Source organism: Croceicoccus sp. YJ47, from assembly GCF_016745095.1.
In the GTDB taxonomy this organism is placed as follows: domain Bacteria; phylum Pseudomonadota; class Alphaproteobacteria; order Sphingomonadales; family Sphingomonadaceae; genus Croceicoccus.
Genome location: NZ_CP067087.1, coordinates 2476662 through 2497543, shown reverse-complemented (window position 1 = coordinate 2497543; position 20882 = coordinate 2476662). Strand labels below are relative to the sequence as shown.

Here is a 20882-nt window from a genome sequence, read left to right as displayed (position 1 = left end):
TCCTCTTAGATGCCTAGACGTGCTTTGATTTGGGGAACGATGGCATCGGTCGTGAAACCGAATTTCTCGAACAGATCCTCGGCGGGTGCAGACGCGCCAAACCGGTCGATCCCGATCTGGAGACCGTCCAGCATGGTGTAGCGCTCCCACCCGTACGAGCTGCCCGCCTCGATCGAAACGCGCAGGATATCGCTCGGCTTGACGTGCGGCAGGATATCGTCGCGGTAGATCTTGTCCTGCTCGTCGAACAGCTGCGTGCAGACCATGGATACGACATCCGCGCCCACGCCTTCAGCCTCCAGCACCTCCGCGACGTCGAGCGCGAGCTGCACTTCGGAACCGCTGGCGATGAGGACGACCTTGCGCGGGGCATCGGCGGCGCGGACGCGATAGGCGCCGCGCGCGCTCCGGTTCTGATCCGCGTCGGTGCGCAGCGCGGGCAGGTTCTGCTTACTGAGCGCGAGAAGCGACGGACCCGTCGTATGGCGCAGCGCCAGTTCCCAGCATTCCGCCGTTTCCAGCGCATCCGCCGGGCGGAACACGCGCAGGTTCGGGATCATGCGCAGCGACTGGAGATGTTCGACCGGCTGATGCGTCGGACCATCTTCGCCAAGCCCGATGGAATCGTGCGTCATGACGTAGATGGCCTGCGCCTCCTGCAATGCGGAGAGGCGGATCGCCGGGCGGCAATAGTCCGAAAACACCATGAAGGTGCCGCCGTAGGGGATGATCCCGCCATGCAGCGCCATGCCGTTCATCGCCGCGGCCATGCCGAATTCGCGAATGCCGTAATAGACGTAGCGTCCGGCGTAATCCTGCGCCGTGAAGGGCGTGGTCGCGGGCGTCTTGGTATTGTTCGATCCGGTAAGATCGGCGGACCCGCCAACCAGCGCCGGGACCGACGCGGTGAGCACGCCCAATGCGGCCTCGCTCGCCTTGCGCGTCGCCATTTTCGGCATGTCGCGGGTGAGCTGCTCCTTGTACTCCTGCCAGTCGGCGAGCGCCGGCAGTTCGCCCGACATGCGGGCGCGGAACGCCTCCCCGTCGGGGGATTTGGCGAGGCGATCGGTCCATTCCTGCCGCGCCTTGCGTCCGCGCACGGCGGTGCCCTGCCAGTCGGACGCGACGTCGGAAGGAATCTCGAACGGCGCGGCGCTCCAGCCCAGCGTTTCGCGGACCGCGGCGATTTCCGCGTCGCCAAGCGCGGCGCCATGCGTGGCGGAGGTACCCTGCTTGTTCGGGGCGCCCTTGCCGATCACGGTCTTGCACGCGACGAGGGACGGCCGCGGATCGGCGACCGCCTCGTCGAGCGCGCGGCGGATGTCGTCGAAATCATGCCCGTCACAGCTGGTCACGTGCCAGCCCGTCGCGGCATAGCGCATCTTGATGTCCTCGCTCGTGGAAAGCGAGGTCGCACCGTCGATGGTGATGTCGTTGTCGTCCCAAAGCACGTTCAGCCGGCCAAGCTTCAGATGCCCGGCAAGGCCGATCGCCTCGTGGTTGACCCCTTCCATGAGACATCCATCGCCCGCGATCGTCCACGTGCGGTGGTCGACGAGATCGTCGCCGAACTGCGCATTGAGATGCCGTTCCGCCATCGCCATGCCGACCGCCATCGCCAGCCCCTGCCCCAGCGGGCCGGTCGTGCATTCGATACCGGGGATGAGGAAATTTTCCGGGTGCCCGGCGCACACGCTGCCCATCTGACGGAAATTGCGGATGTCGTCCATCGTCGGCCGGTCGTAGCCCGACAGATGCAGCAAGGCGTAGATCAGCATCGAGCCGTGGCCGGCGGACAGGATGAAACGGTCCCGGTCGTGCCAATCGGGCGCCTTGGGATCGAATTTCAGATAATCGGACCACAGCACGGTCGCGACGTCGGCCATGCCCATCGGCATGCCGGGATGCCCGGAATTGGCGGCCTGCACCGCGTCCATCGACAGGGCGCGAATGGCGTTGGCCATGGGGGTGAGCTGGCTGCGATCCAATGTCATTCTCTTGTATTCCGGCCTTTCGGGGCGGCGTTGCGGGCCCCTGGTTCGATTGCACAATTCGATTCGTCGGCGGGCGTGCTTTGCGGGTGCGGTGCCGCCTCGTCAAGTTTGCACCCCGGCTGTCCCGCCACGGGTCAGCACCCGCCGCGACGCGATAGGGTGTAAAACCGTTTTTGACCATTGCTTTACCAATCGTTCCTGTGCGCTTAGACAAACCGCGTTCGCGAACTGCTCCTGCCGACCGGCGGGCGCGGTTGCGGTCGTTCGAACGGGTTGACGCCCTTTAAAGGAGCGACCGTGGGCTCGTATGACGATCCCGTTCGGCGAATCGAAAATTTCGCGAGGGGCGAGGAACGACTTGAGATGACCGGCCAAGAGACTCAACCCGGCGTGGACACGCCCGAAGCCGCGCTCGCGCGCCTCGATCATGCGCTTGCCCGGCTGGAGCAGGCTGCGACCCGCCCGACGCCGCACACCGCCGAACTCGACGATCTGCGCCGGCAGCGCGACGCCATGCGGGACAGGGTCGGGGCGGCTATCCGCGAGATCGACACGCTGATTGCCGGGCTGGACCCCGCGATGCAGGACGAATTGCGCGGGGCTTCGGCATGAGCAACATCAAGCTTCCGATCGGCGGACGCAGTTTCGCGGTGAGCTGCGCGCCGGGCGAGGAAGAGCATATTCGCGCGCTGGGCGAACGGATCGACGAATCGATTCGCGAGGCCGGCGCGATGGGGCAGAGCGAGCCGCGCATGCTGCTGTTCGCCGCGCTGATGCTCGCCGACGAGCTGCACGAAGTGCAGAGCGCAGCCGCCCCGCCGCCGCAATCCGCTACGCCCGAACGCGATCCCGAAGCCGACGCGCAGCTGTCCCGGACGATCGACGCCATCACGCAGCGCATTGAAAATATCGCCCGGCACCTTGAGGGCGGCGACCATCATCCCTAGATTGTATGGCGACGGGTTCTGCGTGGCACGAGCCGACAGAACATCCCTGAGGCTATAAGCAATCCTAGGGGGCTGTCCCTGTCCCGGGCCGTGGCCTGGGATATATGGCTCCCACCTGACGTTACAGGCGTCAGAGGATTTCACACGGCAAACGACCAAATGGTGGGCCCGTCACTTTTTCCCGGCTTTCAAAAGGCATCCCGGATGAACGAAACGCAGGCCGCGCGCAAAAAAGTCCTGCGCGCCGAATTGCGCCAGATGCGCCGCGACCATGTCGCCGCCCTGCCCGATGCGACCCGCGCGCTCATCATGCGGCGCCCGCCGGCCCCAATGCTGACGATGATCGGCGATGATGCGGTGATCGGCCTGTACCATGCGGCAAGGCACGAGGCGCCGACCCGTCATTACGCCCGCTTTTTTCAGGAGGCTTACCACCGGATCGCCCTCCCCGCCTTTACCGGCCGCGATGCGCCGATGGATTTCCGCGAATGGACCGACCCGTGGGACGATGGCGACCTCGGCGACGGTCCTTTCGGCATGGCGCAACCGATGGCAGATGCCGCGACGCTGGTGCCCGATATGCTGATCGTGCCGCTCGTCGGCTTTACCGCGATGGGCGACCGGCTGGGACAGGGCGGCGGCCATTACGATCGCTGGCTCGCCGCGCATCGCGATACGGTGGCCATCGGCATGGCCTGGGACGTGCAGGAGGTCGATATGTTGCCCACCGAACCGCATGACCGGCCGCTGGACGCGGTGATCACGCCGACGCGATTCTTCGGCCCGTTTGCAAAGGTGCGAGCATGAGCGATCCCGACTGGAAACCGACATGGCGCAAGCCTGTGGGCGTGCTGGCGCTGCTCTTCGGGATGCTGATCTATTCGGGGATCGTCGTTACGCTGGTGGAGCCGATTTCGCGCTGGCCGGTGCTGGCGCAGGTGCCGGTCTATCTCGTGCTCGGCATCGTTTGGCTTTTGCCGCTGCGCCGTTTTCTCATCTGGATGGAAACGGGGCGCTGGGGCTGATCGCCACGTTGCGCTGCGCAGGTGTGATTGGCTAAAACGAGCGCCAAACGCAGCGCGGCGGCATCCTTTCGGATACCGCCGCCATGCTGTTCGATCTGGATCGAAATCCCCAAGTGGCGCGAGTGACGGGACTTGAACCCGCGACCTCCGGCGTGACAGGCCGGCGCTCTAACCAACTGAGCTACACCCGCTCTCCCCTTGGGGTGACGGGCAATTAGGCGAGCTGTTCCACGCTGTCAACGATGATCGAAACACAGACGTAATATTTTTTCAAACCCCGGCAATCAGACCGCGACGGGCGCGGAAATATGCGCTTGGGGCGTGTAGCCCGACACGGTGAAATCCTCGATCTGGTAATCGAAAATGCTCCCCACCCCGTCGCGGATCGACAGAATCGGATGACCCGACGGCGCGCGGGCCAATTGCTGTGTCACCAGCGGTTCGTGGTTGAGATAGAGATGCGTGTCGCCGCCCATCCAGGTGAAATGCCCCGGCAACAGCCCCGCCTGCGCCGCGAGCATGCGTTGCAGGAGCGCCGCCGACCACAGGTTGAACGGCAAGCCCAGCGCCACGTCACAGCTGCGTTGGTAGAGCAGGCCGTTCAGCCGCCCGTCGGCCACGTGATACTGATAGGTCTTGTGACACGGCGGGAGCGCCATCGCATCCAGCTCCGCGACGTTCCACCCCTCGAGGATATGGCGCCGGCTGCCCGGATTGTCGCGCAGGCTTTCGACCAGCTGCGCCACCTGATTCACGCCCTCCCCCTTGCGGTAGAGGCCGTCGTCTGCCGGCACATAGGTCGGCCAGTCCACCCATTGCTTGCCATAGACGGGGCCGAGATCGCCCCAGCGCGCGGCAAAATCCGCATCCTCCGCAATGCGCGCAGAAAAGGTTTCGGCATCGATCGGCTCGCCCGTCTCGCGCCGATAGCGGGCCAGCGGCCAGTCGGTCCAGATCCCCACACGCTGCTGCACCAGCGGCCTGATATTGGTTTCCCCGGTGAGGAACCACAGCAGTTCGCGCGTCGCCGTCTTCCAGAAGACGCGCTTCGTCGTCACCAGCGGCATCGCGCCGTCCGAAAGGTCGAACCGCATCGTCACGCCGAACACGGACCGCGTCCCGACCCCGGTGCGGTCCCGCCTTTCGTCGCCCTCCGTCCAGATGAGGCGCATGAGGTCGAGATATTGCCATTCGTAATGATTGGGGTCCGGGCGCGCCGGAATGGTGCCGGACATGGCGGATTCGCCGGCGGCGTTGGCTGTGACGGGATTCGTTTCCATGGCGGTGAGCTTAGACGTCGCCGGGCCGCGGTGTGCAAGAACAGTATGGCGGGCGGCAGAAGCCGGGGTAAAAGCGCGTTACATCCTGTGCAGAGCCTGTGGGCACGCGGTGGACAGCCCTGTGGACAAAAGAAAGACGCCCGAATGCGCGAACTATGCTTGCCACGCCGCCGCGTCCTGCCTATAGGCGCCCTCCTGCCTCGCCGTTCGGTTCATACCGGCGGCAGACATCGGTCGGGGAGTAGCTCAGCCTGGTAGAGCACTGTCTTCGGGAGGCAGGGGCCGGAGGTTCGAATCCTCTCTCCCCGACCAATTTAGCGCGCTAAGTCGCAGATTTCCGCCTTCCCGCCGGGTTTCCCATCTGTTCAGCCCACACGGCTGCACCGGTAATGACCCGACAAACGGGATGGCCTTCACTTGCGCCCCGCATCTCTTATGCCATCCGCATCGAGGGCCGTAATTCCTTTTGTTGGCGTAGCCGTTTTCGAAACGGGCATCCGCAACCCATCGGCCTTGGTGCTGCAGACCGCCGGACCGGGCGCCGCGCATAAGGCGTGCCGGTCCCGCCAGCGCATTTCGTGAGCGTAAGAGCCAATCAGCCAATTGCGAAGGACGGCCAGGGTCTGCGAACCCGCATCGAAATCGGCGCGATCTTCTGCCGGCAATCCGAATCACGAAATGCGAGCGTGGTGACAGGCTGATAACACCCCCCTTCGTTGTTAATTTTAGGTGCGGGGGCACAGCGCATCCCTCGGAATGGCTAGTTCTTTAGGCCCTGCTCTTCATCTGAAAATCCACGGCGTTCGTGCGCGGTGTTCACGGGGCCTCAGGGCCGGACCTCGCCCCGCATGATTGTTCGAAGGCACGCCCACCCGCGCGCCTTCGATCGCGGAGGGAACATGTCTGCTTCGCTCCATTCGGGACGGGCGATGCATCCGGCTGGCCCAAACATGTCTGAAAGTGTTTGGCATGGCGCGCTGCCCCGGTGGGGCCTGGGCCGGCCGGGTTGTAACGTCCTGCGGGGACTGAATGCGCAGCGCAGGCGGGCTAAACACTGCGGGTCACGCCAGAGAGCGTCACCATAAAATAAGGTCAAGGGGGGAACCCGATGCGAATTTCTTTTCACCACATTTTGCGTGCAACCGCGTCCGCAGCGGCCATTGCAACGATCGTCCCGGTTTCGGCATTTGCACAAGAACTTCCGAGCGAAGAGACAGGCAATGTCGTATCAACCGCGCAGGAGGAACAGGGTGCGTCCCCTCCCGTCGTGGAGGAGATCGTCGTCACCGCAAGACGGCGTGAAGAGACTTTGCTCGACGTGCCGGTGGCCGTTTCCGCCGTTTCGGCAAGCACGCTGTCGCGGTCCAATGCCATAGACCTTCCCAAAATGGCCGAAATCGTGCCATCGGTCATCATCTCGAACTCCCGGTCGTCGGGTGGTGGCTCGATCGCCATTCGCGGCATCAGCTCGCCTTCGGGCGTGGTCGGTTTCGAGCAGAGCGTCTCGGTCGCGCTCGACGGTATCCAGACGAGCAATGGCAAGATTGCGCAGGTCGGCATTTTCGACGTGCAGCAGATCGAGATTCTGAAGGGGCCGCAGGCGCTCTTCTTCGGCAAGAACAGCCCGGCAGGCGTCATATCGGTTACGACGAAGGGCCCGACGGACGAGCTGGAGGTTTCAGGCAGCCTCGGCTATGAATTCGTGGGCCGCGAATGGATCGGCGAAGGCGCGGTGTCCGGCCCGATCGGACAGGACTTCGGCTTTCGCGTCGCTGCGCGTTACCGCGACCTCGATGGTTGGCTCTTCAATGACGCGGGGCAGGCGCCCAACCCATTCTACACGCCCGCCCTGCCCGAAGGCTTCGCCGTTCTGCCCGGCGTAGAGGACAACCGGTCGGGCAATACCGAACTGCTCGGCCGCGTCACCCTTGCCTACACCCCTCCCCGGGCGTTTTCCGCCACTTTGAAGGCTTTCGCGGACCGGTATCGCGACGATGGCGCCGGTTCCAGCGGACAGAACATCGGCCCGTGCAGCGGCCCGCGTCCGCGCATGTACGGCATTCCCGATCCCTTTGGCGAATGCCGCGCGGACAATCACATGACGAACGGGGACATTCCCGTCGCCGTCGCGCAGGCGATCCCGCTCAGCCGGGGGGACGGGCGCAATTTCGGCGCAACCGATTTCCAGTCTGTCTCCCTCAACATGGAGCTGGATCTCGGGGCCGTGTCGATCACCTCGCTCTCGGGCTACAACCACAACTGGTTCCGGTCCGACTACGGCCTCGACAATACGAGCTTCTCGCAGCTTTATGCGGTGGAGCGCGACCGCATCAACGAATACAGCCAGGAATTGCGTCTCTCGACCGATCTGGATGGCCCGGTGAATTTCCTGGGCGGTGTCTATTACCAGAAAACCACGCGTGATGTGCATCAGGACATCTCGCTCGGCTATGGCTTTTACAACCCGGCGAATGACCGGGTGACGACGACCGACACGGTCATCGAACAGGACGGGCGCGCCATTTCGGTGTTCGGGCAGGTGCTTTACGAGATCACCCCCGATCTGGAATTCGCGGCCGGCGGACGGTATACGAACGAACGCAAGACGCACCATCAGGAGGTCCTTTACGGCTTCGGTTCATTCAATGTCGTCGATGTGGTGCTGCCGGGCGAAACCGAACCGGGTGTGATCAACGGCCGTTACGAAGAGAATAATTTCTCGCCGGAAGTGACGCTCACCTGGCATCCCGGCGTCAATCGCACGATCTACGCGGCTTACAAGACCGGGTTCAAGTCGGGCGGCTTTACCGCCGGTTTGCCCAGGGCCACGACGGAAATCGGCGACCTCGATTTCGGTTCCGAACGGGTCAAGGGCGGCGAGATCGGGTTCAAGGGCCGGGAGGGTCCGCTCCAGCTCACCAGCGCGTTTTTCCTCTATAATTTCTCCAATCTTCAGGTGAATGCGTTCGATCCCGCGCGGGTGTCTTTCGTCGTCGGCAACGCGGGTTCGCTCCGCCAGAGAGGTTTCGACGTCGAGACCAATTACGAAGTCAACGACATGCTCACGCTTCACGCTGCGGCCACCTATGTGCACAATCGCTTCAAGGATTACGTCGGGCCCTGCTACTCCTACACGTTCCCGGCCGGCACGACACGGGGCACGGCGGTGCCGCCGCCCAACTGTTCCTTCGTCAACGATACCGCGTTGACGTTGCAGCAGGATCAGGACGGCCGCGTGCCGGCCCGATCGCCGGACTTTTCGGGCAATGCAGGGTTCCAACTCACTGTGCCCACCGGCGGTCTCATGCTGGGCGCCACGGGCGACATGTTCTATTCCGACGGTTACTGGTCGTCCGATACCAAGGCGCCGAGCACCTATCAGGACAGCTTTTTCCGCTTCAACGCCAGCCTGAGCGTCGCGGAACCGGACGATCGCTGGCGGCTGTTGCTGGTGGGTCGCAACCTGTCGAACAAATATTACCTGCAATACGGCATGGATCGTACCGGCGGGGCCAGCGTTCCCGGCAATATCGGCGAGCAGCGCGGCTATGTGGCGCGCGGGCGGGAAATCCTGCTGCAGGCGAGTTTCCGCTACTGATACTGGATCGGGATTTTCGCCAAAAAAGGGGCGTCGGCGCAAATGCCGGCGCCCCTTTTCGCTTCCGGCAATTCCCGAGACCGCGACAGCCGCGCCGGCGGAGTCAAAGCGCGGCAACGCGGTCGCCATTGCGTGGCCTGACCGCACCGACTCTCGCCGCACGCCCAAACGATCGCGATGAGGCTCGGCGCTTGCCGCCTGCCTGCTCCGGCGCGTCACTCGCCCCTTGGGCATCCACGGCATCGACGACGATGTCCATACCACCGTCGCTCTCTCCGATCAGGCACCTCTTCTTCCACCCCGCGGCCGCAAGCCGGACGAGGCCGATATTCCAGCGCCCGGAATACCATCAACCCGGCGACGCGGCAGACCCTGCCAGCAATCCTCCGTCGATATTCACCTCCGTGCCGGTCACATAGGTCGCCTCATCCGAGGCCAGCGTCAAGGCGATGGCCGCCACTTCCTCCGGCATGCCAAACCGCCGCAGCGGCGTGTCCGCGACCAGTGCCGTCATCCGCGCTTCCCGATCGGGCCCCTCGCCCAGCATCGGTTCCCATATCGGCGTCAGAATGGCCGCCGGATGGATCGAGTTGCAACGTATCTGCCAGCCTTGTTGCGCGCAGTAGAGCGCGACGGTCTTGCTATGGTTGCGGATCGCGGCCTTGGACGAGGCATAGGCCGCCGCGCCCGGTATGCCGACCAGACCCGACCGCGACGATATGTTGATGATCGAGCCTGCGCCCGATGCTTTCATCGCGCCAATTGCGTAACGACAGCCAAGAAACGTGCCGTCGAGATTGACCCGGTGCACCGCGCGCCAATCGGCAAGGCTGGCGTGCTCCGGATCATGGGCGGTCATGCCCGTCTCGAACCCCGTCACGCCGGCATTGTTCACGACGACATCGGCCACGGGAACAACCTCGGCCAATCGCGACCAGTCGCCTTCCTCGCGCACGTCGAGCGGTTCGAACCGGCACCCGATCTGCGCGGCAGTATCCGCGCCATTGGCCTCGTCGATATCGGTGACGACGACCAACGCGCCTTCGTCGTGGAAGCGGGCCGCGATGGCACGGCCAATGCCGCGCGCCGCACCCGTGATGACGCATGTCTTGTCTTTCAATCTTTGCATGATGATCCCGAAACCGGAGCCAGGCCCGCGGATTGCTCCCGCAAGCATAGGTTGTGCCAGCCCAGCGGTGACACCCGACGCGCGGAGCGGCCACTGCGAAAGCACGCGGATTGTCACGCCGTTTCGAAGAGGCGCTCTGTCCCTTGCCGGGCGCCTCTTCCTCGACCGACGCGCTGATGACGGCCGCGTCATGGCACGGACCGAACCCCTGCCGCCATAGCCGCATCGCGCACGGCCGTCACCGATTTCCCGCGGCGACGACAGGTGGTAGGCGTCTCGCACGCCGAACGCGAAACGGGCGCTTATCAACGTCGCGGGCCGGATCGCCGGGCGGTGACGACGAAGATCGGGACCGTTCTTCGCACGCCGCCTCTGGCATGTGCCGCGCATTTTGCTATGCGGCACGGCATCATCGACACCATGGCGGCACCTCACCGTCCCTTCCGGGGGCCGTCCTTCGCAGGGGCCGCCGTTCCGGATGCCGGCATGGGCCATGGTGTTTCAAGACTTTTGGATACGAACGGAAAATCCCCGCCATGCTGAAAGATGCATCATGCCCGCGCGCGATCGGAATCGATTTCGGCACCACCAATTCGGTCGTCGCCGGAATCGCGCAGGACGGCGCGCAATCGCTGGTCGATTTCGCCGCGCCCGGCGGTTCGGCGTCCGTTTTTCGCACCGCCCTGTGCTTCTGGCAGGACGAGGTCGTGCCAGGGGCGGTCGCGCATGAGGCCGGTCCCTGGGCGATCTCGGAATTTCTCGATTTTCCGCAGGGCAGCCGCTTTCTCCAATCGTTCAAGTCGCTCGCCGCGAGCCGGCTGTTCGATTTTACCAATATCTTCGGCAAACGGCTTGAGTTCGAGGATCTGGGCCATGTGTTTCTCGACCATTTGGTGCATCATGGCGGCGATGCCCTGGCCGCGCTGCCCGATCGTATCGTCATAGGCCGCCCCGTCCGCTATGCGGGCGCGCGGCCGGACCCGGAACTGGCGCGGGCACGGTATGACGCCATGTTCGCGCGGCTCTACCGGCCGGTCCATTACGTTTACGAGCCGCTGGGCGCCGCCTATGGCTTTGCATCCCGGCTGGATGCGCCCGCCAATGTCATGGTCGCCGATTTCGGCGGCGGCACGAGCGATTTTTCCATCGTCCGCCTGCAACCCGCCGGTTCGCGGCAACCAAGCGTCCCGCTCGGCTAAGCCGGCATCGGGATTGCCGGCGACCGGTTCGACTATCGCATCATGAACCATCTCGTGCTTCCCCTGCTCGGAAAAGGTGGGACCTATCGCTCCTTCGACAAGACGGTCGATATTCCCGCGACCTATTTTCATGATTTCAGCGACTGGTCGCGGCTTTCGCTGATGCGCAATCGCCGCACGCTGGACGAACTCCACAAATTGCAGCGCGGCGCGACGGACCTAGCCGCGATCGACCGCATGATCGCCGTCGTCGAAAACGAGCTGGGATACGGGCTGTACGAGACGGTGGGCAGTGTGAAGCGCATGCTGTCGACACAGACGCATGGCCGGTTTCAGTTCGAGGGGCCGGGCCTGTCGATCGACGCCGACATCGCACGCAGCGATTTCGAGGACTGGATCGCGCCCGATCTCGCCGAGATCGAGGCGACGGTCGACCGCGCCCTGGCCAAAGCGAAGCTTTGTGCAGGCGACATCGACCAGCTGTTCTTGACCGGCGGATCGTCGCTGATCCCGGCGGTTCGCCGCCTGTTCGAACGGCGCTTTGGCGAAGAGCGCATCGCCGCGGGCAACGAGCTGACGTCGATTGCCCATGGTCTTGCCCTGATCGCGCAGGCGGACGATCTCGACCAGTGGACGGTGAAGGATGACGACGAGGGATAGGCATTGGGGCACGCGTCCCCGCGCTTGATGCGATCCGGGTTTCCTCTTGCGCTGCCCCGTCCTACACCTGCTGATCCTGCGCCTGCGCGACCTGTGCATGTTCGGCCTGTGCGCCGCATTTTTGAAAAGGACTTACCCCGCATGATCCATCGCCTGCTTCCCGCCCTTCTCCTCGCCGGTTGCAGCGCGCAGATGGGGCAAGTGCCTGTGGCTACCCCCGCTCCTCCCGCAAATCCGGCGATGTCCTCCACCGCGCAGGACGATGCGCGCCTGCTCGCCTTTCTCGACGCGGCCTTCGATGCGCAGGCGGCGCTGAGTCCCGAAACATTGACGAGCCTGGGTTCTCGGGAGGGTTACGACCGGCTGGACGACTATACGCTCGCGGGGAGACGGGCCGAACTCGCGCTCGCCGAGCAGCAGCTTGCCCGGATGCGGGCGGAGTTCGATCCGGCAAGCCTCGGTCCTTCGGCGCGGATCAGCTATGCCCTGTTCGAACGCGATGTGGAACGCAGCCTGCAGAGCGCCCGCTTCCTCGCCTATGGCTTCCCGGTTTCGACCAATGGCACGCCCGCCGGCGATATTCCGGTCTTCCTCATCAATCAGCACAAGATCGAAAACACCGCCGACGCCGAGGCCTATATCGCGCGGCTGCGCGACAGCGCGCGTGTCATGCGCGAAACCGTCGCGGTGATGAGGGAGCAGGCGGCGATGGGCATCGTCCCGCCCGAAATGGTCTTCGCCCCGGCCACCGCCGATGCGCGCAGCATCATGGAAGGCGCGCCGTTTACGGACGGGGAGGACAATCCGATCTGGGCCGATTTCGGGGAAAAGGTCGACGCGCTGAATATCGTCCCGTCGGAAAAGGACAGGCTCATGAGCGCGGCGCGTTCGGCGCTGACCGGGCCGTTCCGCGATGGGATCGAAACCTTGATCGCGGGCATCGCGGCCATCGAACCGCGCGCCGATGGCAATAACGGCGCGTGGAGCCTGCCCCAGGGCGATGCCTATTATGCCGACCGGCTGAAGATCTCTACGACCACCGATCTCACGGCCGAGGAAATCCATGTCATTGGCCTGCAACAGGTGACCGCCATACGTGCGGAGATGGATGCGGTGAAGAACGAGATCGGCTTTACCGGCACGCTGGAGGAATTCTTTACCGCGCTGCGCACCGATCCCGCCTTTAAATATCCGAACAGCGAACGGGGCCGGGAACTCTATCTGGACGAAGCGCGCAGATTGATTGCCAATGTCATGGCGAAGGCGCCGCAATATTTCGAACGTTTGCCGGAAGCTTCGCTCGAGGTGCGCGCGGTCGAACCCTTTCGCGAGGATACGGCGGCGGTCGCATTCTACAACAGCCCCGCGCCCGATGGGTCGCGGCCCGGCATATTCTACGTGAACCTTGCCGACATGAACCAGGTGAACCGCGTGCAGACCGACGGGATCGCCGCGCACGAAGGCGCGCCCGGCCATCATTTTCAGATCGCCCGCGCGCAGGAGCTCGAAAGCCTGCCGAAATTCCGGCGGTTCGGCGGCTACGGCGCCTATACCGAGGGATGGGCCCTCTATTCCGAACGACTGGCCGACGAGATGGGCGTCTACACCACGCCGGAACAGCGGTTCGGCATGCTGTCGTTGCAGATGTGGCGCGCGATCCGGCTCGTGCTCGACACCGGTATCCATTCCAAACGCTGGTCGCGGGAACGCGCCATCGACTATTTCCGCGCCAACTCGCCCAATTCGGAACGTGATATCGCGAAGGAAGTCGACCGCTACATCAACAACCCCGGTCAGGCGACCAGCTACATGATCGGGCAGCGCAAGATCGCCGAACTGCGCGCGCGCGCCGAGCGCGAACTGGGGCAGGATTTCGATATTCGCGCATTCCACGAAGCCATTCTGGGGCAGGGTTCGCTGCCCCTTGACGTGCTGGAACAGCAGGTCGAACGCTATATTGCCAATGCGAAACGCTGAACCGGCGGAGCGCGACGCGGCACCGGCGATGATGGCCCGGTGCCGCGTGGGGTCGGCAATATCGTTGCGAAGGGCGGAGGCATCCCTGACCCTGCTCAGACGAGCGGCGGCGGCGGATCTTTCTGCTCGTGTCGTTTCATCCATATCCTGATCGGCGGATCGATCGCCGGTGGGACTATTCCTTGGCGTTTTCGAAACCAGTTAGCACGGTAACACTTGCGTCTCGGCTTGGCCGGGGCCGCGTTCGTCGGCGCCCAGGTCGCCCGCTTTGCCTTTGTTCGGTGGCATGGTGAAATCGACACCGGCGGTGCTTGCATCGGTCTCGTTTCGGGGCTTCACGGCGGCTGGCTGCATTCATCGATGACCGATGGTCATGTGAAGGGTTGGGGCGACGGAGATCCGCTCTTGCGAGGGCGGTTTGCCAAATGTTCCGGTCCGCGTGCTGGCTCCAAGAGGGGTGAACTTTCTGCCAACTGCAGTTCGCGCATCCCGGCGATCATTCTGGCCCCGTTTAGCAACACGCGATGGTCGCGGTCGTTCGGCCCTTCGTCCGGGGGGATCGCGCGAGTTTCTCCTGCGCCGGGGGGCTCCCGGCTGACAGGCTTGCGAGCATCGCGCGTCCCGATCATCAGGCATGGTCCGGCATCTCCGGCTGCTCTTCGCGTGCCTTGCTCCGGCGCAGGCGGTTCCGCCACGTCGTCCGACCGCCAGCGCTGTCCCCGGCGCGGTTGAGCACGAGCCGCGCAATCGCGGGCAGGACGAACAGCGTGAGCGCGGTCGCGCTGATCAGGCCGGCGATCACCACCGTTGCCAGCGGACGCTGAACCTCCGCGCCGGTGCCGCTCGCGATCGCCATCGGCACGAAGCCGAGCGACGCGACCAGCGCCGTCATCAGCACCGGCCGCAGCCGCGCCAGCGCACCATCCGCGATGGCATCATCAAGGGCCATGCCGTTGTCCAGACGCTGACGGATCGCGGTCATCATCACCAGTCCGTTCAGGACCGCCACGCCGGACAGCGCGATGAAGCCCACCGCCGCCGAAACCGAAAACGGCATTCCCCGCAGAGCAAGAGCGAACACGCCGCCCGCCAGCGCCATCGGGATCGCACTGAACACGGCGAGCGCCGGAACCCAGCCGCCGAGCGCCACGAACAACAACAGCAGCACGAGCGCGAAACAGATCGGCACGACAAGCGCCAGCCTCGCCTGCGCGGCGCGGAGATTCTGATATTGCCCGCCCCATTCGATGAAGGATGCAGGCGGCAGATCCACCTCTTGCGCCACGCCTGCGCGTGCCTCCTCGACAAAGGAGCCGAGGTCGCGTTCGCGCACATTGGCCGACACAATGACCAGCCGCCGCCCCTGCTCTCGCCGCACCTCGGCAAGGCCGTCCACCACCCGGAATTCGGCTAGCGTGCGCAGCGGAACGGTTGCGCCATTGGCAAGCACGATGGGCAGCGCGCCGAGCTGATCGAAGTCGTCGCGGGCCGCATCCTCCAGCCGGACGACCACGTCAAACCGGCGGTCCCCTTCAAAGACCAGTCCGGCCGGACGACCGCCCAGCGCGACGGCCACCGATTGCGCGACATCCTCCATCGTGAGGCCATAGCGCGCGATCGTCGGACGATCGAAAGCGATGTCGAGCGTGGGGAAGCCCGTGACCTGCTGAACCTTGACGTCCGCTGCGCCTTCGACCTCGCGAAGCACCTCTGCGACCTCGCCGGCGGAGCGGGTCAGCGCGGTCAGGTCGTCACCGAAAAGTTTCACCGCGACATCGCCGCGGACACCCGCGATCAGTTCGTTAAAGCGCAACTGGATCGGCTGGCTGAATTCGTAAAGATTGCCGACGAGCCCGCCCAGCGCATCCTCCATCTGTTCGACCAGCTCGTCCTTGGACAGGTCGGGATCGGGCCATTCCTCCCGCGGTTTCAACATGACATAGGCGTCGGACGCATTGGGCGGCATCGGATCGCTCGCGACCTCCGCCGTGCCCGTGCGCGAAAAGACCAGCGCGACCTGCGGAAACGCTTCGAGCACATCCTCCACCCCTCTTTGCATGGCGAGCGATCGTTCGAGCGAGGTTGACGGTATCCGGAGCGACTGCACCGCGAGGTCCCGCTCGTCCAGCTGCGGCGTGAATTCGCTTCCCAGAAACGTGAACACGACAGCGGCAAGTGCAAAGACACCGGCCCCCGCCCCGATCACGGGCCATGGCCGCGCAATGGCCCGGCGCACAGTGACGCCATAGCGTTCCTTCACCATCCGGACCGGCTTCACTTCCGTCTCGGTCAGCCTGCGATTGAGGAACACTGCGACCATCGCCGGCACGAAGGTCAGCGACAGCACGAACGCCGACGCCAGCGCCAGCATGACCGTGATCGCCATGGGCGAGAACGTCTTGCCCTCGACCCCGGTAAAGGTGAGCAGCGGGGCATAGACGAGCAGGATGATCGCCTGCCCATAGACCGTGGGCTTGATCATCTCCTGCGCGGCGAGCCGGGTCTCGGTCAGCCGCTCGCCGAGGTTCAGCAGCCTGCCCTCGCGATGCTGCCGTGCGGCGAGCCGGGCGACGCTGTTTTCGACGATGATGACCGCGCCATCGACGATCAGCCCGAAATCGAGCGCACCGAGGCTCATCAGATTGCCCGACACACCCAGCCTGTTCATTCCGACCGCCGCCATCAGCATGGAGAGCGGAATGACCAGCGCGGCAATGATCGCCGCCCGCATGTTGCCCAGCATCAGGAACAGCACCGCAATGACCAGCAGCGCGCCTTCGACGAGGTTCTTCTCCACTGTCGCGATGGTCGCATCGACGAGCGAGGATCGGTTGTAGACGATTTCGGCAACCACGCCGGCGGGCAGCGACGCCCGGACCGCGTCCAGCCGTTCCGCCGAAGCTGCGGCAACGGTGCGGCTGTTCTCGCCGCTGCGCATGAGGACGGTGCCGACGACGGCCTCCTCGCCATTGAGCGAGGCGGCGCCGGTCCGCAAATCGCCCCCGATCCGAACCGTCGCCACGTCGGCGATCCGGATCGGGACGCCTTCACGCGTCGCGACGACCGCCTGCTCGATGTCCTGCGTTCCGCCGAGGCGCGCATCGACGCGGACAAGCAAAGCCTCGCCCGCGCGGTCGACGAAATTGGCACCCTCGGCAAGGTTCGCCGCCTCCAGCGCCGTGATCAGCGCATCGAAAGACAGGCCATAGCCGGTGAGCCGGGCGGGATCGGGCTGTACGAGGAACTGCTTTTCATAACCCCCGATGGAATCCACGCCGGCGACCCCATCGATGGAGCGCATCAAGGGCGCAACGACCCAGTCCTGCACCGTGCGCAGATACGCGGCCTTCGCAATGGCGGTGTCGAGGCGCTCGCCGCGCTCGGTGATGAAGCTTCCGTCGCTTTGCCAGCCGGTCCGGCGATTCAGCGGCGCGCCGCGACCGGCGGGATGCTCGTATTCGATGGTATACATCAGCACTTCGCCAAGGCCCGTCGAAATCGGTCCCATCGTCGGTTCCGCGCCTTCGGGCAGCGCGGCGCCGATGGGCGCAAGCCGTTCGTTGACCTGCTGCCGGGCGAAGTAGATGTCGGTGCCTTCCTCAAAAATCGCGGTGACCTGGCTGAACCCGTTGCGCGAGATCGAGCGGGTCGTTTCCAGCCCTTCGATCCCGGCAAGACCGGTTTCGATGGGAAAGGTCACCTGCGTCTCGACCTGCGCGGGCGAAAGCGCCGGGGCGCTGGTGTTGATCTGCACCTGCGTGTTGGTGATGTCCGGCACCGCGTCGATCGGCAGGCGCAGGAGGTTCATCGCGCCGTAGATCGCGGCAAAAGCGGTCAGGACGATCACCGCCCAGCGGAACCGGACGGCAAAATCGAGGATCGAACCGATCGGACCGGGGCGATCGCGCCCCGTGGCGTAATCGGTATCCGCGGCCGGGGCGGGCGCGTGTTCAGTGCCCATGGGTCGCGCCCTCCTTTCCAAGCTCCGCCTTGAGGAGGAAGGCGTTGCCGGCGGCGATGCGCCACCCCTCCTTGAGCCCGGACAGGATCGTCACCATGCCTGCGGATCGGCTGCCGATGGCGACATCGCGCGCCTGAAAGCCGCTTTTCGTCCGGACGAACACGACATCACGGCCTTCGACCACCTGCACCGCGTCCTCGGGTATCGCGATACGGGTGCGGTCCACCTCGCCCGAAGGCCGGATGCGGGCCTGAAGAAATGCACCGGGCTGGAGTCCCGGAACACCGCGCGGGAGGGAGAGAACAGCCGTGGCGCTCCTGCTCTCCGGATCGAGCGACGGCGTCACGGATTTCACCCTTGCGCCGATTTCGCGGTCGTCCCCGGTGATGAGCAGGGCCTCGTCGCCGGGTTGAACAAGGGAGGCTTCCGCGGACGGTAGCGCCACCTCGATCTGAAGCGCGCTTGGATCGATCACGCTATAGAGTTCTTCGCCCGCATCGACGAAGGCACCGAGCATGATCGGTGCGGCGGCGATCCTGCCGGAAAGGGGAGAGGTAACCGCCAGCGAACGCCCGTCGCCGCTGACGCCGGCGGCCGCAACCGCGGCCTGCGCGCGGTTGAGGTCCGAACGTGCGACGCTGAGATTGGCCTGTGCCGCTTCGAGATCCTGCCGCGCGGTCACGTTTTCTTCGAACAGGCGCCTTTCGCGGTCGTAAATGGCGGACAGCTCGGTCATGCGGGCGCGGGCGGCGCTGACCTGCGATGCGAGGGCGGACGCATCCGCACTTTCGATCCGGGCGACGGTTTCGCCGCGCGACACATATTCACCGAGCGTCTTGCCCACCGAACGCACGACGCCCGATGCACGGGCGTCGATACGGGCCGAGGCCGCCGGGCTCGCCGCGACGGTGGCGGGAAAAACCAGCTCGACCGCGGCTCCTGACCGCACCGGTGCGATCTCTATCCCGGCACGCCGGATCTGCTCATCGCTGAGGATGAGCGCTCCTTCGGGCGCTTCGCGTTCGGCTTCCTCGTGACCGTGGGCAGGGTCGTCGGGTTCGGCATGCGGCCGGAATATCAGCGTCAGAGCGCCGATCGCGAACACGATAGCGGCGATGATCGCCAGCTTGCTGCGGGTCATTGCTATATCCTTCATTGTGCGGCCAGAGCGATGAGTTCGGCGGCGGCGAGGCCCCGTTGTTCGCGTGCGGCGATGAGCGTCTCGCGGATCGTGTCGCGTGCCTGCGCGGCGGAGAGAACCTCGATCAGGGCAAAGCGCCCGTTGCGATATCCGATGCGGACGAGGCGCAGCGCCTCCTCGGCCTGCGGGAGCGAAGACTGTGAGAGCGTTTCGACGCGCGCATCGGCGCCGCGATATCGCGCGCGGGCCGCGGCGACGGATTGTTCGTAATCGGCCTGCGCGACGGCCTGGCGGGCGGTCGCCGCGCGCAGGCGGGCCCCGGCCGCCGCGATATTGCCCTGGTTCCGGTCTCGGAAGGGCAGCGGAACCGACACGCCAACGACGAACGCGTTGTCGCTTGTCTGTTCGAGACGCCGCACACCGGCGGAGACGGTCGGGTCCGGGATTCGCAGGCTTCGCTGTCGCGCGATCTCGGCGGCGGCGGCCGTGCTTTCGGCCCGCGCCACGCGATAGCGCAGGCTTTGCGGCACCTCGGACATCAGCGAGGCGGGCGGCACGAGTTCAGGAAACTGCGCCGGAACGAGCGGCGCTTCGGGTCCGGCCCAGAGCGATGCCAGCGCGGTGCGCGCCGACAGGCTTTCGGCCTCGGCTTCCAGCAGACGCGCGCGCGCCTCGGCGAGGGCCGCGTCCGCACGCAGCGCGCGCAGAGGCGGCTCCCGCCCGACTTCGACGAGGACGCGCGCTATGCGTGCCAGCTCCTCGTTGCGCGCGGTCACGTCCCGGGCAAGGTCGTACCGCGCTGCGGCGGCGACCGCCGCGATGTAGCGCTCACGGACCAGCTGCCCCAGTTCCACCGTGGTCAGCTGCGATTTCAGCGACATCAGCGCTGCCTGCGCCTCGGCGGCATCGATCCGGGCGGAACGCTTGCCGCCAAGCTCGACACGCTGGCCGAGCAAGAGGGTGTATTCCGTCGACTGAAGTCCGGAAAACGCGCCGCTTCCGGCTATGTTCTCGACTTCGAAAGACATCTCGGGGTTGGGCCTGAGGCGCGCTTGATCGACGAGAGCCGCCGCCGCGTCCGTCTCGGCGCGGGGGCCGACGAGACGCGGGTTGGTGACAGGGGCATCGCCCTGTTCGGCGACCCCGCTCAGCGCAAGAGCATCGTCGAGCGTGACGACACGCGGACCCTGCGCATTGGCAGGCCCCGTGGACAGGGCGAGCATCAGCCCCCAGATGGGAGCCGCTCGCCATGATATGGCGGACATGAAGGGATATTCCTCTGCTGACGTTCGGTTCGGCGTCGGAAACAGGTCCGACGCGCGGCAAACGTCAGGCGCGAGGAGGGGGTAGGGTCAGTTCAACCAGGATGGACGCAAATCGGGGCTAATCCGCGGCATGGAGCGCGGCCACAGCCGAATCCGGCGCGAACGACCCGGCAGGGCTGCGAACCGCATGCGATGCATGATGACAGTGGCCATGCGCACAGGTACCGTGCTTTTCCGGCCCTGTGTCATCGCTCCCCGGTTCGCCATGCTGCTCCAGCTGCGATGCCACAGGAGCCTCGCCTGCGCATTCGGACGCCTCGGCCACCGGCGCCCAGAGGACACCGAATGCAGTGCACAGCGCGACAAGCTGCAGCATGAAGGAGCGGGCGAAAAGCCGGGACATCGGCGTGGGCCTAGCATCAATTTCCACGCGGGGAAAGCATCCTTCGGGACATGAAAGAAAAGGACCGGTTCCGGAAGCACGCCGATCGTTGCCGGTTTCGCGATACACATGACACGATCATGCTCAAATTCGCCGAACATGTTCGCGGACATTCGGGCAAGGCGCCCGGAGCATTCGTTCTTTGCCGCACCGCCCCGGCCAACCTTGTGGAATGCCCGTCCAATCCGCCACGATAGTGGTGCCTCCAATATTGCAACCGTAACGATGGACGCGATGCTTGCCACGATATCCGGCATCGCTACG

General features: G+C 65.0%; 13 protein-coding genes, 2 tRNA genes and 1 pseudogene. 8 read left to right on the top strand and 8 right to left on the bottom strand.

The genetic code is table 11. From position 1 onward, the window contains the following. Window positions 1-5: 5 nt before the first annotated feature. Entirely contained in the window at window positions 6-1994 is a 1989-nt protein-coding gene (gene tkt / locus JD971_RS12185; RefSeq protein ID WP_202083752.1) for a transketolase, read from the bottom strand. 363 nt (window positions 1995-2357) lie between these two features. Between tkt and JD971_RS12180 the strand changes: the two genes are divergently transcribed. The 4 genes from JD971_RS12180 (at window position 2358) to JD971_RS12165 (ending at window position 3966) form a co-directional block, all read left to right on the top strand. After that, a complete protein-coding gene (locus tag JD971_RS12180) occupies window positions 2358-2606 on the top strand; it encodes a hypothetical protein (RefSeq protein WP_202083750.1) in 249 nt (82 codons plus the stop codon). Then, on the top strand, window positions 2603-2941 hold the full coding sequence (locus JD971_RS12175) for a cell division protein ZapA (RefSeq protein ID WP_202083747.1): 339 nt from the start codon (window positions 2603-2605) through the stop codon (window positions 2939-2941). Before JD971_RS12180 ends, JD971_RS12175 begins: the two co-directional genes overlap by 4 nt. A gap of 204 nt (window positions 2942-3145) precedes the next feature. Beyond that, on the top strand, window positions 3146-3748 hold the full coding sequence (locus tag JD971_RS12170; RefSeq protein ID WP_202083744.1) for a 5-formyltetrahydrofolate cyclo-ligase: 603 nt from the start codon (window positions 3146-3148) through the stop codon (window positions 3746-3748). Next, on the top strand, window positions 3745-3966 hold the full coding sequence (locus tag JD971_RS12165; RefSeq protein ID WP_202083741.1) for a DUF2842 domain-containing protein: 222 nt from the start codon (window positions 3745-3747) through the stop codon (window positions 3964-3966). The genes JD971_RS12170 and JD971_RS12165 overlap by 4 nt, the downstream gene beginning before the upstream one ends. Before the next feature lie 114 nt (window positions 3967-4080). Here JD971_RS12165 and JD971_RS12160 read toward each other — a convergent pair. Both JD971_RS12160 and thyA read right to left on the bottom strand, forming a co-directional pair. Further along, window positions 4081-4157: transfer RNA gene (locus tag JD971_RS12160), tRNA-Asp, on the bottom strand. 93 nt (window positions 4158-4250) lie between these two features. Continuing rightward, on the bottom strand, window positions 4251-5201 hold the full coding sequence (gene thyA, locus JD971_RS12155; protein ID WP_202087645.1) for a thymidylate synthase: 951 nt from the start codon (window positions 5199-5201) through the stop codon (window positions 4251-4253). A gap of 280 nt (window positions 5202-5481) precedes the next feature. Here thyA and JD971_RS12150 point away from each other — a divergent pair. Together JD971_RS12150 and JD971_RS12145 are read left to right on the top strand one after the other, a co-directional pair. Then, a tRNA-Pro gene (locus tag JD971_RS12150) sits at window positions 5482-5558 on the top strand. Between the two features lie 955 nt (window positions 5559-6513). Next, complete coding sequence (locus JD971_RS12145; RefSeq protein ID WP_202083739.1) at window positions 6514-8844, top strand: TonB-dependent receptor; 2331 nt, start codon at window positions 6514-6516, stop codon at window positions 8842-8844. Between the two features lie 349 nt (window positions 8845-9193). Here the strand turns inward: JD971_RS12145 and JD971_RS12140 are convergent, their stop codons facing one another. Next, entirely contained in the window at window positions 9194-9973 is a 780-nt protein-coding gene (locus JD971_RS12140; protein WP_202083737.1) for an SDR family oxidoreductase, read from the bottom strand. Window positions 9974-10509: 536 nt separating this feature from the next. Between JD971_RS12140 and JD971_RS12135 the strand changes: the two are divergent. Both JD971_RS12135 and JD971_RS12130 read left to right on the top strand, forming a co-directional pair. Further along, a pseudogene (locus JD971_RS12135) lies at window positions 10510-11832 on the top strand (Hsp70 family protein). 141 nt (window positions 11833-11973) lie between these two features. Further along, entirely contained in the window at window positions 11974-13809 is a 1836-nt protein-coding gene (locus JD971_RS12130; protein ID WP_202083735.1) for a DUF885 family protein, read from the top strand. A 628-nt stretch (window positions 13810-14437) separates the two neighbouring features. On the opposite strand, the gene JD971_RS12125 is transcribed toward JD971_RS12130, so the two are convergent. From JD971_RS12125 to JD971_RS12110, 4 genes are all read right to left on the bottom strand, one after another. After that, the gene (locus tag JD971_RS12125; RefSeq protein ID WP_236672079.1) at window positions 14438-17770 is read right to left on the bottom strand and encodes an efflux RND transporter permease subunit; all 3333 of its coding nucleotides are present in this window, start codon (window positions 17768-17770) and stop codon (window positions 14438-14440) included. Continuing rightward, window positions 17760-18911, bottom strand: a complete 1152-nt coding sequence (locus tag JD971_RS12120; protein WP_202083733.1) for an efflux RND transporter periplasmic adaptor subunit — start codon at window positions 18909-18911, stop codon at window positions 17760-17762. Before JD971_RS12120 ends, JD971_RS12125 begins: the two co-directional genes overlap by 11 nt. Before the next feature lie 11 nt (window positions 18912-18922). Next, window positions 18923-20176, bottom strand: coding sequence for a TolC family protein (locus JD971_RS12115; protein ID WP_202083730.1), 1254 nt, complete (start codon window positions 20174-20176; stop codon window positions 18923-18925). A gap of 118 nt (window positions 20177-20294) precedes the next feature. Further along, window positions 20295-20579, bottom strand: a complete 285-nt coding sequence (locus JD971_RS12110; RefSeq protein WP_202083728.1) for a hypothetical protein — start codon at window positions 20577-20579, stop codon at window positions 20295-20297. Between the last annotated feature and the right edge of the window lie 303 nt (window positions 20580-20882).